The organism is Alteracholeplasma palmae J233 (genome assembly GCF_000968055.1).
Lineage (GTDB): Bacteria > Bacillota_I > Bacilli_A > Acholeplasmatales > Acholeplasmataceae > Alteracholeplasma > Alteracholeplasma palmae.
Genome location: NC_022538.1, coordinates 539,876 through 557,008, shown reverse-complemented (window position 1 = coordinate 557,008; position 17,133 = coordinate 539,876). Strand labels below are relative to the sequence as shown.

The following is a 17,133-nucleotide window of genomic DNA, read 5'->3' as shown; positions in this document are numbered from 1 at the left end:
CATTATCTGCAATACTGGTAATAAGTTCATGATAGATTTAGAAAAAGTTTTACATGTATTAAGTATCCTAAAAAATAATATGAAATTTAATTGATAACTTTAGAAAATATTTTCTAAGCATTGTCTTTATATTCCCAAAATCGTTTATTACTTATTTTTTCTAATCATAAGGATTTTGGGTCTCTAATTATAATCTTAACTATTCCGGATCATAATATCTATGTATACTTTGTGTACTTGTCATACTATAATTATGCATAAAAACCGCTCTTGGATTCTAGAGCGGCTTTTTGTTTTATAGTCAGTACTGTCTCATTGAATATTTCTTATGTATTTTCTTCTTTTTTTAATAAGTATAATCAGTATTTCAATCAATATTGTTACAGATAATAGAATAATAATATAATCTAATAAATTATCTAACATATTCGTTTTAGATTCTTCCATTAAATAGAATTCGCTAAAGTGTTCTGTTTCAAAAATTAGCCATCCACTTTCTAATTTAGTATTTAATATTTTTAATTCTGTTCCTTGGTGAAACACTATTGGTTTTTCAATATTTCTCATATCTTTTGTTAAAAGAATTCTAACTTCATATCTTCCTTCAAATTCGGTTATGATAATACCGTCTTGAGTCATAAGAGAAATATTATATTTAGCAATAATTTTTTTATTAGATAATAAGTCTAAGTTATTACTTTTAATCAAGTTTTCTAATTCTTTTATTTTATCTTTTGTTAAATTGCCTACTTCAATTTTTATTTGAGTTCCAGCAAGCATACCTTCTTGATTCATAATAGATGTAATTACTTTTGGACTTCCATCTTTATATTCTATATTTCCATTACCATAACTAAAGTCTCCTGTTGTGACTTCTTTTACTTTAATATTGTTTAAATTATTAATTGCTTCTTGTCTAATGGCTCTTATATTATCAGTTGCTTTAGTGATATCTTCGACTGCTTTATAGTATATATCTTCAATTGCTTTTAAGTCCTCACCCTTATAAAATCCTGTATTCTTTTTTTCTTCATACACTTTTTTTACTGCATCGATTGCTTTTTGTTTATCTAAAGCTTCTTTTCCATCTTGGATAATCTTGTCTACTGATTCTTTATCAGAGTAATTTTTATCATCAATTTTATTAACATGTTCTTCGATAATTTCTTTTTCTTCTTCTGTAATAGGTTTTGAAGCATGTTCTTCAAGTTCTTTTTTAACATCCTCTTTTGCTTTTTCTAACTCTTCTTTGTTTTGGTTATTAATTTTATCTTTTCCTTCATTGATGATTTCTTCTATGATATCAGGTTTATCATAATTATCAATATCTACTTTATTAGCTTGTTCTTCAATAATTTCTTTATTTTCAGGACTAATTGGCTTATATGCGACTTCTTCAAGTTCTTTTCTTACCTTATCTTTAACTTCATCTACTAGACTCTTGAAATGTTCATCAATTAGTTTTTTTCCTTCTTCTATAATTCCATTGACCTCAGATGGACTATTATAATTATGTTGATCTACTTCATTCATCTTTTGTTCAATAATATCTTTAATCGCATCTAAGTTAGGATCTTTAGCATAGCTTTCAAGTTGTTCTTTAACATACTTTTGAGTCTCTAAAATTTCTGATAATATTGTTTCTGTAAGTAGTTTTTTTGTTTTTTCAACTATTTCATCAATTTTAACATAGTCCGTTTCTTGTGATATTTCATAGAAGTTTTCTACTACTATTCTAGCAACTTCTTGACTTATAGAACCTCCATCTAATAAATCTAGTACATGTTCTTCAATTTCTCCATAAGCATTTTCTCTTTTAGCGTTTAATAAGACTTCATCAATTTGTTTGACTTTTTCATCATGTATTTGAATTGCTTCTTCATATGTAGCAGCATTTTCTATTTGTTTAATACCAGATAGTTTTATTCTTTCTATTTCTTCTTCAATGAAACGTTTCTTTTCACCCGGAGTTAGACTATCATAACCTTCTATTTGGGCAATAGCATCACTAGCTTTTTTGTTTAAGGCAGCTATTAACTCATCTTTTTTTATTTGTATTTCATTTTGATTTTCAAGTTTACCATCTAATAAAATTTTATTTAACTCATTTATTTTTGAAAGTGCCAATTGATGAGCAGCTTCAATTGTTGGTTCTGCATCTATATCCTCTTTTAAATTAGTAATAATAACTAATGTTTCTTGTTTCAGTGCATTTTTACGGTCATCACTTAAATGAGTTAAAACATTGTCAATCTGATCATTAACGTAGTTATAGGTATTCATAACTTCATTATATGATTTATCTCTATGTGCTCTTGGATATACTTTATCTATTTCTGTGATAATTTCTTCTCTTTTAGCTGCAATCTCTGCAAGACTCTTAAGTTCTCCAATCGCAGAAATCCCATCTGATAAAGCCTTATCTAATGTCGCCTTGTGTTCTGCTTCCTGTTTTTCTGTTAAAGGTGAGACTGTCTTTAAGACATTTATCGCTTGGGCATATCTATTTGTAATACTTTCTATTGATCTTCCTTTTTCATTTTCTATTCTGGCATCTAGTAATTGTTCTTCTAATTTTTGAACAGCATTGTTATATTCCTGTCTTAGTAGAGCTTTATCTTCTCCTTCTAAAGCATCCATAGCAGCATTTCCATCCGTAACTATTTGGTCAATTTTTGGTGTATACCCTGCTTTTTTATCTCCTAAGTAGTTCATGGAATTTATAATGTCTTTCATAGCTTGAGCTTTTGCTGCTAAGTCTGATTGATAACTTGTTTTAGCATTACTATATTCTCCTGAGTTTTGTTGTTCAGCTGATCTATATTCTCTTAATAAATCTCTTATTGCTTTATCATATATTGTTATTACATCTTCTAAAGTATCTTGATTGTTAATTTCTTCTTTAGCATCAGTAACTACTTTTCTTAAAGCAGCCTCAAATTCTGCTTTTGTTTCTCCTAGATTTGTTAGTCCCTCTAATTCTCCAAGATGTAGAGCTAATGCTTCATCTAGTTTTTTTGAATAACTTTCTTTTTGTGCATCAAGTAATATTTTATTTAAATTTTTTATTCCATTTTCTTCTTCATAGTCTACTGTATCTTGATTTGTTCTTCTATTAATCGCAGTTTCTGCGTTTGTCACTGCATCACTAAGTAAACCTTCATAATCAGCAGTTCTTTCAGGAGATAGTTTTAGGTCAGTTATTAGATTTTCATGAGAATTTTTAATTTTTTCTAAATTCTTTTTAGCATTTTGCTTTCCGACATTTAATAAAATTTCTTGTAATTCTTTTTCTATCAGTTCTTTTTCAGTCTTTACATCATCTATAGTAGTTTTACTATATATATCCTTTTTTCTTTCTTCTAAAAGCGCATCAAGTGATGCTTTATAATCATCTTTTTCTTCTTGTGTTAAGTGACTGAAATTACCTTCTTGATCTATTTTTGTCTTTATCTCAAGGATAATTTTTTCTAAATCGTTAACACTTTTTTCTTTTTCTACTTGTAGATCAATTGCTTTTTTCGCTTCATTAACTTTATCTTCTACATCATCAATGTCTGTTATTTTATCTATTTCAGTTTGATAATCTGAAATAATTTTACTTAATTCTGTAGAAAAAGGTTCAGTAGTTTTATCTTTGGCATATTCTTCTAATTCAAATTTAGCATTTTCTTTGGTTGCATTTAAAGTAATAAGTATAATTTTTGGTTTAGCTGTTTCTTTAAAGTTAAGCACTTCTTCTTTAGTATTTGCCTCACTTATTGATGTTATAGCATCTTCAAGTTTATCCTTAATATCTTTTAGGTAAGTTTTTATTTTATCTTCATCTATTGATTTTAGATTTTCTATTTTAATAGTTTCTTTAGAGGCTAATACTTCTAGCTCATTTTTAGCACTAATTTGGTTTGCCTTTAAGAATACATCTTCTAACTTTGTAATTCCATTTTGAAAGGCTTCTGTAATTTGATTTGCATTTTCCGCATTTTTAATATTACCTATTGCCTGATTTCTAGTTATTCTTATTTGCTCAAGATGATCAGCTTTCTCATCATTGCTAAGATTTTCAAGTTGTCTTATCATTTGACTTAAACTTTCTGCTTTAGCCCTAACTTTCTCTATGTCAGATGCTTTGCTAACTATATTACCGACATTTGTATTAAATTCATTTTCAATCGTATCATAATCTGACATTTGTTTAGACTCATCTATAGATTTGTTAAATTTATCTAGTTCATCTGTAATTCTATCTTTATAGTTTTGTTTTTCTTCATCTGTTAAATAATTTAAAAGGTCTATTTGTTTTTTCTTTTCTTCTGCAATTAGTGCATATTCTTCTTTTCTAGATTGTCCTTCTTTTCTAAGTTCATATATTCTATTAAGTTCTGTATACTTTTGAATGAAATCATTTTTAAAAGCTTCATTAGTTACTTGATTAATATCATTTAATAGATTATTCAAGTATTCTTGGTTTATTTCAGGTTTTAAGTTTTGTTTTGTATCATCTGTATATGCTGAATCTATTTTATTATAGATATTAACAAATTGATCTCTTTGGTTGATTGCTGTAACTAAAGCATCTTCAACATATTTTTTAACCTCTGGTGAATATAAGTTAGGATTATTGGTGAGTCTATTTTGAATGCTTGCAATTTTTTCATTAATCGAAGTTAATGTATCTAGTTTTAAATTTTTTAATTCTAATGTTTGAAATAAGTCATTTAAGTCATTTTGTAATATGTAGTCATCTTCTAGGTAAAAACCTACTTGATGGATACGAAGGGTTGCATCAGTATTTCTTCTGATGTGTCTAATACTTAGTGTTACATTTTCCTGTGGGGCAACAAATTCTAGTTCATAGTACTGTGACTGATCCCCTGTGATTGTTTCATTTGTTGTTGCTAATATTCCATTCCCAGCAGTTTGTGTTCCTGGATAAATATTTAGTGCAACTCGATTACTTCCTAGTGCGCTACTTAATTCTGCTTTAAAGTAATATTTTTTCCCAGGAACTAGTTTTGCTGTTTGTGCTAATAGATAAAAAGCAGCATTAGATCCACTTGATGGTACTGTTCCTACAGATTTAGAGCTAAAGACACCACTTTGATTATCAGAAATCAGCCTAAATGAGGAAAAACCTTGTAAATTTCGAAAATTATTCGTTGTACTAGAATTACTTATTCGTACGTTTTGAGTGGTTCCACTGAATACATCATTAGTAGCATCAATTCTCCAAGAAGGTATAGTGCTTGCAGTACTATTATATCTAATATGTGGATTTTCTATTCTATTTCCTAATGGTGGCATACCTTGAACTATTGCGTTTAACTGTTGACTATTCCAGTCATCTATTAGTTGATTTTCAAAATAGCCGGTTTGCTTTTTTCTGCTTGATGACGGGTAAATAAGTACCGAAATCCCTATTATTATAATCATGAAAATGAAAAGCATTGTTTTTGTATTATTTACTATTTTTCTATTCATCATTTCCCTCTTTTCTATATACACTTATTTTTTATAATACATTAGCCTTATTATATATATAATTAGTATGTGTATCCTTTACATGTAATAGAATGCTTTGAAAATGTCCTAAAATGCATTATTTTAGTAAATTGTTACTTTTGTTAGATATTTTGATAAATATGATATGAGTATAAAATTAAAAGGGACTGTAACGAAATAAAAGTAACAGTCTATAAAACAAAAAAGCCGCTCTAGAATCCTAGGGCGGTTTTTTGGTATAATTATAGTATGCAAACACAACAAAATATACAACATAATTTTAACCCAAAACAGTTAAAATTACCACTACAATTAGACATAAAAATTCCTTTTGATAGTGAAGTTCGTACATTTGATGAAGTATTTAGAAAATTGGAGATAAAAAAATACTTAAATAGCTCAAAAGACCCAAGAGGTCGTATGGGTTATAATCCGGTTCAAATGTTAAAACTGATCATGTTTTGTCAAATGGAAAAGATTCAATCCTTAAGAGATATGGCAAAAGCTGCTAAAAATGATATTAGAATCATGTGGCTTACAGATGAATTAATGCCAAGTCATCAAACAATAAAAACCTTTATGGATAAATACTTAGTTAAAGGAATAGATGAAATCTTTTATGAACTAAGTAAGTACTTAATAAAAAAAGAATCTATTGATACAGATAAATTATATATAGATGGTACTAAAATAGAATCGGTGGCTAATAAATATAGTTTTACATGGCGTGGTTCTATTGAAAAGTTTAGAGATAAGTTATATAAAAAAATAACCAAACAGATAGAATCCTTAAATAAAAGATATGAAGACTCAGATATCTTCTTTCCAATACATGAAACATATAACACTGATAATTTAAATAGCATCAAAGACTTTCTACTTAATGAGATAGATAGGGAATTAATAGAGTTTAAATATGGTAAAGGTCAAAGAAAAACTACTTTACAAAGAGATTATGAACATATCTTAGAATATTTAGCTAAACTTGTAGAGTATGAAAGACATTTAAAGATTATGGGTAATGATAGAAACTCATATGCTAAAACAGATATAGACGCGACTTTTATGCATATGAAAGAAGATCATATGCGTAATAGTCAATTAAAACCAGGGTATAATATACAAATTGGTGTATCAAATGAATATATCCTACATCTAGATATCTATAAAGAACGTAGTGATTATAAAACTTTGATTCCTTTTTTAGAAGGATTTAAGAAAAGTTATGACTTCTATCCAAAATATCCAGTAGCGGATGCTGGATATGGTGGATTAACGAATTATCGTTATTTAAAACTAAACGATATGGAGCTTTATCAAAAATATGCAATGTATGCTAAAGATACGCATGACAAAAAAAGAATGAAAGATCCATATTTTCCATTTAACCTTACTAAATCAGGTAATGATTATTTAACACCTAATGGAGATACTTTAAAGTATCTGTATAGAAATAATCGAGGTAATGATGTATATGAATTACCAAATGGTAAGCGTAAAGAGATTAATGATGAAAATCTTACATACCAAAAAGAGGTTATTAAAAATCTTACATCACCATTAGGAATTGAATTAAGAGTTCAAAGGTCAATTCAAGTTGAGGGTGCCTTTGGAGTGATTAAAGAAGCATTTAAAGTAAGAAGATTTAGACGAAGATTAACTCATAATGTTAAAATGGAGTTTTATTTAACAGCGATTGGGTATAATTTGAGAAAATATCATAATAAAAAGTATAGAATAACAGAATAGATATCTACAATAAACTTAAGATTTTAATAGAATCTTCTTTTTTGACGCCTAAAAGTAGATGTTTTTTGATTTTATCCACATAGTTCACGGTAGATATAAGAAAAAAAGAACTGTTAAGTTCTTGAAGTAGTGAATTACTTCATTTCTTTACAGCTCCTTTATATCATTATTTTTGAATAAACTCTTTTACATTTTCTAAAACAATTGGTTCGTAATTGTCTGTATCAACACCTGAAACGTTAACATTTTTTAATTCTACATGATCAACATATCTGAATTGTAGTCCAGCTTTTAGTTGTTCTTCTTGGAAACTCATCATTGCTGGTCTTGCTGGTTTAGCATCTTCAGCAAACGAAATATCAACATTTTCAATTGTAATTGATTTAATTGGTTGTTCAGGTAATCCATAGAAGAAAGCAGCTGCGGCGTGAGCATTAATACATTTCATGTCTTTAAATACAAACTTACCTAAATAAGGAGTTCTTTCATCAACTTTTAATGCTTCTTTACTCCAAACATATTCTGTTTTCCCATCAGGATCACAGTAGTAATACATATTCATTACTAATGGTGTTAAAACGCCATCCATATATATATTTTCAAATGTAATACCATCTATGATTGCTGATTCTCCGCGTCCACGACGTGTTTTAATTCTTAATCCTCTATCTGTTTTATAGAAATAGCATTGTGATACCGATAAATCAGTAATTCCACCACTCATTTCACTTCCTAAAACAACTGCTCCGTGTCCATGATTCATAAAGCAGTTTCTAACTGTCATATGAGATGTTGGTTTACGATATTTCATACCCATTTCATATTTTCCAGATTTAATTGCGATACAATCATCTCCAACTGAAAAGTTAACACCAATAACATTTACATAATCACAGCTTTCTGGGTCACATCCGTCTGTGTTATGTGAATCTTTTGGGCTCATTAACTTCATATCAATAAAATCAATATAGTTACTAAAGTATGGATGTAGATTCCATGATGGCGTATTTTTTACAGTGACACCTTGGAATCCTATATGATTACAGTTAGATAAGAAAACACCTTTAGGTCTCCATTGTCCACGTTTATTTTTCACATCAACCCACCAGTCTGAGTTTTGTGCATTTGCATCAATAATTCCTTCACCAATAACCTTAACATTTGAAACTGAAACACCTGTAATAATACTAGCATATGTAGCATCTGGTGTTCCTTCCCAACTAGCTAATTCAAAAGTTGATCCATCGTTATTTTTAATTTGTCCTGGTAATACTGGATATTTATATCTATCTGTTTCTCCAAGCAATGTAGCACCTTTAACAATTTCAATTGTTATATTACTTCTTAAGAATAATGGTCTAACTAAATATGTTCCTTCTGGAATTAATACTCTTCCATTTTCTAAAACACTTAGTATAGCTGATTGTATTGCTAAAGTATCTTCAGTAACACCATCGCCAATAGCACCAAAGTCTCTTACATTTACTACTGATGATTCATAGTCTGTAGTAAATTTTTCTGTTGTTTTTCCAACAGTGATTGCATACTCCGTATTGGAATCTAAATTATATATTGAAAATACATTTGTATTAATACCGCTAAGTTCAACTTTGCCATTTACTAATACATCAAATTTTTCTTTATTAAAATATATATCTTTATTATCTAGTTCGAAAGTAAAACTTCTAGATGACTTGAATACTAAATTAAACTTCATTCTATTTTTTTTCCTTTTTCTTTATTTTTAATATTAGTCTTTTTGCGACTAACCATATGTAATCAGCTAAAACAAAAAGCAATCCAAATGTAATTGGCTCCATGCTATTACTATCTCCAACTAAAAGTCCTGCAAGTGTTGGTATTTTCAAAGCAGAGAATAATGAGTTAAGTAAGAATGCTTCAAAAAAAGTAATGGCCAAAGTAACAATTACATATAGCATACTTGCAAATAAGCTCCATATAGACTTTCTGTTAATATAGCCTAATGGTAAGTATTTATAAGTAGGCTGTTTATCATTATTCATCCAAACTATTACACTATTAACTAGATACTCAGTTAATAATGACATAATAATAAATAACGCAAGTAACTCTGTTGAACCATCTTGACTTAGTAATTGCGGCGTCATATATGATAACAGGTAAGAAGCTCCTGCTAGCCAAAATTTTAAAAACCCGATTTTAATACCAGGTTTTATATTTGAAAATTTATCAATTCCGTATGGGTTAGGAGTTTGTTGATCGTCGTTCTTATTAGTCTTCAATTTTAACATACTTCCAATTTACATATTTCCAAGCAAAAGCTGTAGAAATTGTCATAAATAATGCCCCTAAAGATAAAAACATTATTGACAATATTGCAGATGACCCTGGTTTATAGCCTGGAATTCTGCTTCCTTCTGTTAAGAATACTAATACATATAATACTGTAATAACTAATTGTAAAAGTGTAAGTACAGTATTCATTATGAGAGTTTTAGGAGATTGTGCTTTGGAAAAGGAAAATGCGAAGAATGTTTGAACAAGTGCAGTAATATTAAGTAAAAATAGATAGAAAGCAACAATGTTTGTATCTAATTGAAGTATCGCATTAATATGTGACTTAAAACTAAATCCTTTTCCTAATTGAAAATCTAGAGTTCCTGTAATTATTAATACAGATAAAAGCATGAAGTAAAAAGGTATATTTTGTTTATTAAATGAATACCATCTTTTAAATCTAAATGAAAAGCTTTCTTTTTCTTTATTATCCTTATTTGTTTGCATAGATTCTTGCCTCCGTTTCTTTATCAAAGAAATATACATTATCAATGTTAAATGAATAACTTATATTTTCTCCTCTTGAAATAACTTCACGAGCCTTGACTTTTGCTATAACTTTTTGTCCTTCTACGCCAAAGTGAACTAATGAATCTGATCCAAGTAATTCATAGTCAGTACATTTTGCAGGCAATCCTTCAGAAAATTTAGTCGTTTTTTCAACTAGAACATGTTCAGGTCTAATTCCAATAATAACATCTTTCCCTTTATAACTTTCAAGTGATTTAAGTACTTTACTACTATTGATCTCAATGATTTGTCCACCAAATGCTAATTTTCCATCTTCTGTAATTTTACTATCAAACATATTCATTGGTGGTGTACCAATAAAGTTTGCAACAAATTTATTAGCTGGATTAGAGTATATTTCAACTGGAGTTCCAACTTGTTGTATATATCCATCTTTCATAATAACTATTCTATCAGCAAGTGTTAAAGCTTCAATTTGATCATGTGTTACATAAACCATTGTAGTCTTCAATTGTTGGTGTAGTAATTTTAATTCTCTTCTCATCACACCACGTAATTTAGCATCAAGGTTTGATAGTGGTTCATCAAATAAAAATATTTTTGGGTTACGAACCATAGCTCTACCTACAGCAACACGTTGTCTTTGTCCACCTGAAAGGTTAGCTGGTTTACGATTTAAATATGGAGTAAGTCCAAGTATATCTGCTGCCCACATGACTCTTTCATGGATAATATCACTATTTTCTTTTCTTAAAACTAAGCTGAATGCCATATTATGATAAACTGTCATATGAGCATATAAGGCATAATTTTGAAAAACCATAGCGATATCTCTATCTTTAGGAGCAGTTTCATTAACATTTTGTCCGTCAATCATTAATTCACCGCTTGAAATTTCTTCCAATCCAGCAATCATTCTTAATGTTGTTGATTTTCCACAACCAGATGGACCAACAAAAACAATAAACTCTCCGTCTTTAATATCTAGGTTAAAATCAAAAACTGCTTGAACCCCATTTGGGTAGACTTTATTAACATTTTTTAAATTCATAGTTGCCATTATTTTTCACCCATTTTCTTAAGATGATTCTCTAATTTTTTAGATTTTATATAACCAATCACAGCACCAGCAATTTGTAATCCAGCAGCAATACACATTAAAATAACAATTACACTAAATCTACCAGCTGGTAATTCATCTTTTCCTAAAACTTGTAAAGGAATATAGAAAATTCTTGCTATAGTTACAACAGAAATTATCATCATACCATAAGTCCATTTAATTTTATAGAACTTAACCTTTTCTGCTCCTAAGAAAGATAATAGTAATGTTAAAATAATCATAACGATATCTAATGCGATATTTAAATTTGGAACAACTTTAATTTGGCTTGAATCATTTGTAAATGAGTTAAATGTGATAGTCATGAATCCTGCAATAAGTACAAATAAAATTGACAGTAAAATTAATCCATAAGAAACTCCATTATTTTGGTATCTCATTTTATCAACTTTCATATCCATAATTTCAGTTTCTTTATCAACATTAATTGTAATTGATTCATCATCATTATTATTAGATTTTTTTCTACTATCAATTAACGTAACATCGCCACTTTGAATTTTATTCATCATGCTAGTATATGTTTCTCTAGACTCTTTTGCATATAATATTTTATCAACAATTGTATATATATTACCAATGAATCCTAAACTACTGATTGCAATAATATAAATTCCTAAACTGAAAATTAATCTAATATCTTCAGGTTTAGCAAAATTTATCATAAATAAAGTTTTCCAATCTTCTGAAAGACTTGGATCGTTTAATAAAAGTTCAAATTCTTTGCTTAATTGACTGATTTTTACAAAGTACACAATAATAGTTGTAATTAGTAAAAGGGAAGTGATTGAAATTGCTACATAATTAGCAATTGAGAATTTTTTTCTCTTATGTGTCCCTAATAGCATTGATATAATTACAGAAACTAATACTAAAAAGCTTAAAATTAACATTAGTTTATTAGCGGGTGTCGCTTCTTTTATAACTAAATCACCAATTCTACCACCAATCTGATTTCCAATAGCCCAGCCAGTAGAAAACCCTAATGAATAAATAAACAAAAGTATAGCAGAGACTAAGAGAAGAATATTTAATAAATTTTGTTTATTAGTTTTAAAGAAACTAATGACTTTTTCAAATATATTACTTATTGAAAAACTTTTTTGTACATTTTCCATTTTTTTATTTCCTCGCTATTTTTAAAAATAACATGAGTAGTGAAGACGTGATTACGTCTTCACTACTATGTTTGTATATCTTAGTTTGAAGTTACTGATTTATAAGCATCTCTATATGCTTTAATGAATACTGCGAACTCACTTGGTTTTGCTATTATATCAGCATATCCTTGAGGAGTCAGAGTTTCTGATGCACCACTAAATCCTTCTTTAACAAGTGTAATTAAAACTTTATTATTTGTATAGTTTCTGAAAGTAGTAGCACCAACAGAAGTATTTTGTAATTGTGTTAATGGTAAGCTAGTTGGAACTGGTGTATAGAATGGATCGTTTGATTCATAAACACCTGCTAATCTAAATGTTTCAGCAGCTACAGCTTTATTAATACGTCCAATACCTTCTTTACCATCTTCAGTTAAAGTTTGATATTCTAATCCTAAACTACGTACGTGACCAATTGGCATTGTAGCACCTAAGTAACCACGTAGATATTTAATCATATCTCCACCAGCAAGTGTTTTACGTTCGTCAACTGCTTCTTGTTTGTAACTCCAAATTGCATCACTTTGTTTTGTGATTGGGTTGTAGTACAATTCAAAATCATCACTTAACCATTGAGAAGGTCCATATAAATGGATACTACCAATTGCATCTTTACTAGAATAATCATATAATCCGTCAACTAATTTAAGAACTTTGTCTAATTTAGCTGGATTTTTTTCTACTTCAACTGGAATTCCCCATGCTTCAGCTTTTACAGATCTAACTGATTCTGAGAAGTGGAACCATTCGTTACCTTGTTTAGTATCCCATTTGTTTACTGGAGGTAATATAGCTTGGAACTTAAAGTTTTCATCAACTTTTCTTCCGCCATTTTCAGCACCTGTTAAATCATCAGTTGTTGAAGTACCATTGTAATCATATGTTAAGAATCCAAATTCTCCACTTGTACCCTTTAATAAATTGGTTCTAAAATTATATTTATCTGCATATGAAGCAATATCTGGAATTATTCCATCTGTTGATAATTGATTTAATTTAGAGAATCCATCAACTAATGTTGCTCCGTCGTTGATACCACGAGTATCTTGTAATTCTCCATTTTTATCGATAAATAACCATTCATTACGAGCATTTACACCACGAAGACCAAACATTTCTAATCCACGTGCATATTGTCTAACGCGGTTATCTGCTTTTTCACGTTGGAAGTAAGGAACAATTGAATTTGCTTTTGCACCAACTTGAGCAATACCGTCTAATAATGTTTGTTCGTTAGCTTTAATTACATACATTAATGCTACCATTTCATCAGCATCATATGATGCATCAGTTCCTGCAAAGATATCAGATAATTTTGCATATCCTGATTGTTCCAAGCTACCATATCTTTCATTTAAATATGATCTGAATGCCGTTAACATTCCAGCACCAGTTTTCGGAGCATCTTTAACTACATCAAATGCGTTTTTTACTACTGCGTTTTTAGTCACATTTCTCTTAGCATTTTCTCCTGTACCTGTTTCGTTAGCTACACTAACTGTATAACCTTCAGTACCATTAATTGGAGTATAACTGAATGAGCCACTATAATTTTTTGTATCACCAGTTACATTTGTATCAAGTAATTTTTCTATCCAGTCAATTCTTGCTAAGAACATATGTTCTAATTCTCCAGAACCATCAAAATATGGAGTATAGAAAATTTCTCCTTTTGGAGTTGTCATTGATAATTTAGCAGCCTTATCATTTGTTATTAAAGTATTTAATGATGGCATTCTATCTAAGTATTTAGCTATATTAACGAATTGGCCTTTTTGTCCAGCTTCAGTAATCTTAGCACCAGTACCATTAACTAAATCAACACTGCCAAAACCAGTTTTTGACAATCTTTCCCATTGTGCATCTGTACTTGTATCCCCATCATCAACTGCATCAACGAAAGTTACATCAAGTTTTTTACCTATTTCTTCCCAAACTGGTAAAATTGATCCTTTAACGTATCTTTGTCCGTTTAATGTAGATGCATATGGAGTTGCACCACGATAACTAATTGAATATTCAGTAGATCCAGACTTGAACCAAACTGACATTCTAATTGTGTCAGCATTACTTTCACCGCCACAAGCAACTAATACTAAAGCTGCAATTGAAGCGACTATTAATGAAAATATTTTTTTCATTTTTGTTCTCCTTTATTTTTTTTCTATTCTTTTACCCCACCAGTATTTACACCCTGTGACATATATTTTTGTAAGATTGGGTATACAATAATGATTGGGATTATAGACAGTACAATTGCGGCATATGATAACGAATACAGAGAGAATGAATAATTAAGAATCAAGTCTGTATTTCCGGCATCATCGACAATACCTCTAAGAATAACTTGTAATGGGTGTTCATTAGAACCTACAAGTCTCATATTCCAAAAATATCCATTCCAACGGCTCAAAGCGTAAAATAATGTAACTGTTGCTAGAGCAGATTTGGACATTGGTAAATATACACTCTTTAAAATTTGCATTTCAGAAGCACCATCTACAATAGCTGCTTCTTCAATTTCTTTAGACACGCTATTAAAATAATTTCTTAATAAGATAATATTAAATGCTTGTACACCAAATCCATATATAATTCCCCATCTATTATTAATTCCAAGTGATAAGTAGTTTAAATATGTTGGCATAATCCCTGCACTAAACCACATTGTAAATACAATGAAGAAGTTAATTTGTTTTTTGAATAACAAGTTGCTTTTTGAAAGTGCGTAAGCAGCAAATATAGTTAATCCCATACTGAATATTGTTCCATAGAATGTATAGAATAATGTATTAGTATATGAAATCCAGAATTTTTTAGAATATGTGTCGTCTGTAAAGAAAGCTTTAAACACTTCTAAAGATGGGTTAATTGGTAATAAGGTAACTTGTCCAGATTCAACTGCAGTTCTACTACTAATAGCAGCTGAAACGCTATATACTAATGGATATAAGGTAGAAATTGCAAATAAGGTTACCAAAGTATATGCAATAATTTTAAATATCAATTCACTTTTATCTAATCTTTTCATATTAATCTCCTTAGAACAATGACGTATCGCTTACACGTCTACTGATGAAATTTGCACCTAATACTAAGAACATAGCAATCAAAGAATTAAATAAATCCGCTGAAGTGGCAAGTGCTTGTGCAGTTGATGACGTTCCTGAGTTAGGTGAGGAAGTCAGCAATCCACCCATTCCTAATACGTATGTAGAAATTACTTCTGCAGTTTCTAATACAGCTTCACCTCTATTTTGAGTCATTAACATTACTTTTTCATATCCTAGACTCAATACTGATCCAATACGCAGAATCAACATAACAGTTAAAGTAGGTGCCATACCAGGAAGTGTTACATATCTAATTTGTGCTAATTTGTTTGCTCCATCAATTTTAGCTGCTTCGTAGTTAGTAGGGCTAATAGCCATAATAGCTGCGAAATAAACAATAGAACCATATCCAGCACCTTCCCAAATATCAGAAAGTATATATACACTTCTAAAATATTTAGGTGAGTCTAAAACTTGTACTTGTTGTCCGATAACTCCTAAAGCTTGTAATAATCTATTTAAAACCCCAGGTCCGATATTACCGCCATTTCCTCCCATTAACATTAATGAAAGTAATGAAGTAATAACTACCGTAGAAATAAATTTAGGTAGGTAAGTAAGTATTTGAGTAACCGCTCTATATCCACTGTTTTTAATTTCACTAAACATTAAAGCCAAGAATATTGGAATAGGAAAACCAAATAATAATCCATACATACTCAATGTAAATGTATTTCTAAATGCTCTCCAAAACTTAACAGCTTCTGTACCAAACATAATATTTCTTAGTGCATAGAAACCATAAAATTGAGAATCATATGCAGATAACTTAGGATCATATTCTGTAAATGCTGCAATCATTTCTCCAACTGGTTTGTATCTGAATAAAATGAAAAATAGCAACACAGGAACAAGCATGGCGTATACTTGCCAATTTTGTTTTAATATGCCTGCATATCTTTTTAATTTAGTTTTTTGCATGTATTCTTCAATTTCAACTCTTCTTAGTTCTTCTAATTCTTTTTGAGTTATTTGAAGATTCACAGATTCATTGCTTTTTCTAATATCCATGAGTTTCATTCATCCTTTTCTTTTTGAAGTTTTTCAAGATAGCCATACATGTCTACCATGAAATTTTTTTGAACCTTAGCAATTACAACTATAACTAAGCATAAAATAAAGTTTATTATATGTCTAATGATAAATGAAGTTGCAGTGCCTTTAAAGCCTAAAACATATGATATGCCTATCTCAGAAATTACCATAATAGAATAGGGTACAAAATAATATAATATTAATGTTTTAAGATTAGATCTTAAAATATTATTTTTTTGCTTTCTGTTCCAAATTAGAGTACTTGCTAATGATAAGTATCCTACTGAGAATGCTATAGCAAACCAAGTTGTAGAAAAGATTTGATTTCTATATAAAATAAATTGAATCATTAACATGAGAAAATTTGAAATAACTCCAATTTTTCCCCATCTTACATAGATGAAAATAATTACTACTATTGAAGGAGCTATATATACATTTTCAAAGTTTTGTTTAAGCATATAACTGGTAACTAAATAAGAAACGACATCTACAACTATTGCTAAAACAGTCATTATTGTCACATCTAAATATCTGTATTTCTTTAATGTCATCAAACACCTCAATCAATTCTTTGAAAACGCTTACTTCGTATATTAGACGAAAATAATAACACTCATTTTCGGAATGTTCACATACATTCTAACATTAAATGTAAGCG

At 29.3% G+C, this 17,133-nt stretch carries 11 protein-coding genes; 1 reads left to right on the top strand and 10 read right to left on the bottom strand.

All coding sequences use genetic code 11. The annotated features are described in order from the left end of the window. Positions 1–312 precede the first annotated feature (312 nt). A complete protein-coding gene (locus tag BN854_RS02660; protein WP_026657492.1) occupies positions 313–5,481 on the bottom strand; it encodes a DUF1542 domain-containing protein in 5,169 nt (1,722 codons plus the stop codon). A 270-nt stretch (positions 5,482–5,751) separates the two neighbouring features. Here BN854_RS02660 and BN854_RS02655 point away from each other — a divergent pair, with 270 nt between their 5' ends. Continuing rightward, positions 5,752–7,251: a transposase gene (locus BN854_RS02655; protein WP_026653792.1), complete on the top strand. Its 1,500-nt coding sequence runs from the start codon at positions 5,752–5,754 to the stop codon at positions 7,249–7,251. Between the two features lie 166 nt (positions 7,252–7,417). Here the strand turns inward: BN854_RS02655 and BN854_RS02650 are convergent, their stop codons facing one another. The 9 genes from BN854_RS02650 to BN854_RS02610 form a co-directional block, all read right to left on the bottom strand. Next, entirely contained in the window at positions 7,418–8,968 is a 1,551-nt protein-coding gene (locus BN854_RS02650; protein ID WP_026657484.1) for a glycoside hydrolase family 28 protein, read from the bottom strand. Between the two features lies 1 nt (position 8,969). Beyond that, positions 8,970–9,515, bottom strand: coding sequence for a hypothetical protein (locus BN854_RS02645; protein ID WP_026657476.1), 546 nt, complete (start codon positions 9,513–9,515; stop codon positions 8,970–8,972). Next, positions 9,505–10,017: a hypothetical protein gene (locus BN854_RS02640; protein WP_045959720.1), complete on the bottom strand. Its 513-nt coding sequence runs from the start codon at positions 10,015–10,017 to the stop codon at positions 9,505–9,507. Before BN854_RS02640 ends, BN854_RS02645 begins: the two co-directional genes overlap by 11 nt. Beyond that, the gene (locus BN854_RS02635; RefSeq protein WP_026657461.1) at positions 10,004–11,101 is read right to left on the bottom strand and encodes an ABC transporter ATP-binding protein; all 1,098 of its coding nucleotides are present in this window, start codon (positions 11,099–11,101) and stop codon (positions 10,004–10,006) included. Before BN854_RS02635 ends, BN854_RS02640 begins: the two co-directional genes overlap by 14 nt. Next, positions 11,101–12,282: a hypothetical protein gene (locus BN854_RS02630; RefSeq protein ID WP_026657454.1), complete on the bottom strand. Its 1,182-nt coding sequence runs from the start codon at positions 12,280–12,282 to the stop codon at positions 11,101–11,103. The genes BN854_RS02635 and BN854_RS02630 overlap by 1 nt, the downstream gene beginning before the upstream one ends. Positions 12,283–12,362: 80 nt before the next feature. Then, complete coding sequence (locus BN854_RS02625; RefSeq protein ID WP_026657449.1) at positions 12,363–14,465, bottom strand: type 2 periplasmic-binding domain-containing protein; 2,103 nt, start codon at positions 14,463–14,465, stop codon at positions 12,363–12,365. 23 nt (positions 14,466–14,488) lie between these two features. Continuing rightward, complete coding sequence (locus BN854_RS02620) at positions 14,489–15,355, bottom strand: carbohydrate ABC transporter permease (RefSeq protein ID WP_026657442.1); 867 nt, start codon at positions 15,353–15,355, stop codon at positions 14,489–14,491. Positions 15,356–15,365: 10 nt separating this feature from the next. After that, entirely contained in the window at positions 15,366–16,448 is a 1,083-nt protein-coding gene (locus BN854_RS02615) for an ABC transporter permease (protein ID WP_026657436.1), read from the bottom strand. Between the two features lie 5 nt (positions 16,449–16,453). After that, complete coding sequence (locus tag BN854_RS02610; protein WP_026657429.1) at positions 16,454–17,026, bottom strand: hypothetical protein; 573 nt, start codon at positions 17,024–17,026, stop codon at positions 16,454–16,456. Between the last annotated feature and the right edge of the window lie 107 nt (positions 17,027–17,133).

Bases quoted from the DNA above. Each gene is read 5' to 3' on its own strand.
- BN854_RS02615 (WP_026657436.1), bottom strand. From the start codon at position 16,448: ATGGATATTAGAAAAAGCAATGAATCTGTGAATCTTCAAATAACTCAA.
- BN854_RS02630 (WP_026657454.1), bottom strand. From the start codon at position 12,282: ATGGAAAATGTACAAAAAAGTTTTTCAATAAGTAATATATTTGAAAAA.
- BN854_RS02610 (WP_026657429.1), bottom strand. From the start codon at position 17,026: ATGACATTAAAGAAATACAGATATTTAGATGTGACAATAATGACTGTT.
- BN854_RS02635 (WP_026657461.1), bottom strand. From the start codon at position 11,101: ATGGCAACTATGAATTTAAAAAATGTTAATAAAGTCTACCCAAATGGG.
- BN854_RS02655 (WP_026653792.1), top strand. From the start codon at position 5,752: ATGCAAACACAACAAAATATACAACATAATTTTAACCCAAAACAGTTA.
- BN854_RS02625 (WP_026657449.1), bottom strand. From the start codon at position 14,465: ATGAAAAAAATATTTTCATTAATAGTCGCTTCAATTGCAGCTTTAGTA.
- BN854_RS02640 (WP_045959720.1), bottom strand. From the start codon at position 10,017: ATGCAAACAAATAAGGATAATAAAGAAAAAGAAAGCTTTTCATTTAGA.
- BN854_RS02660 (WP_026657492.1), bottom strand. From the start codon at position 5,481: ATGAATAGAAAAATAGTAAATAATACAAAAACAATGCTTTTCATTTTC.
- BN854_RS02650 (WP_026657484.1), bottom strand. From the start codon at position 8,968: ATGAAGTTTAATTTAGTATTCAAGTCATCTAGAAGTTTTACTTTCGAA.
- BN854_RS02620 (WP_026657442.1), bottom strand. From the start codon at position 15,355: ATGAAAAGATTAGATAAAAGTGAATTGATATTTAAAATTATTGCATAT.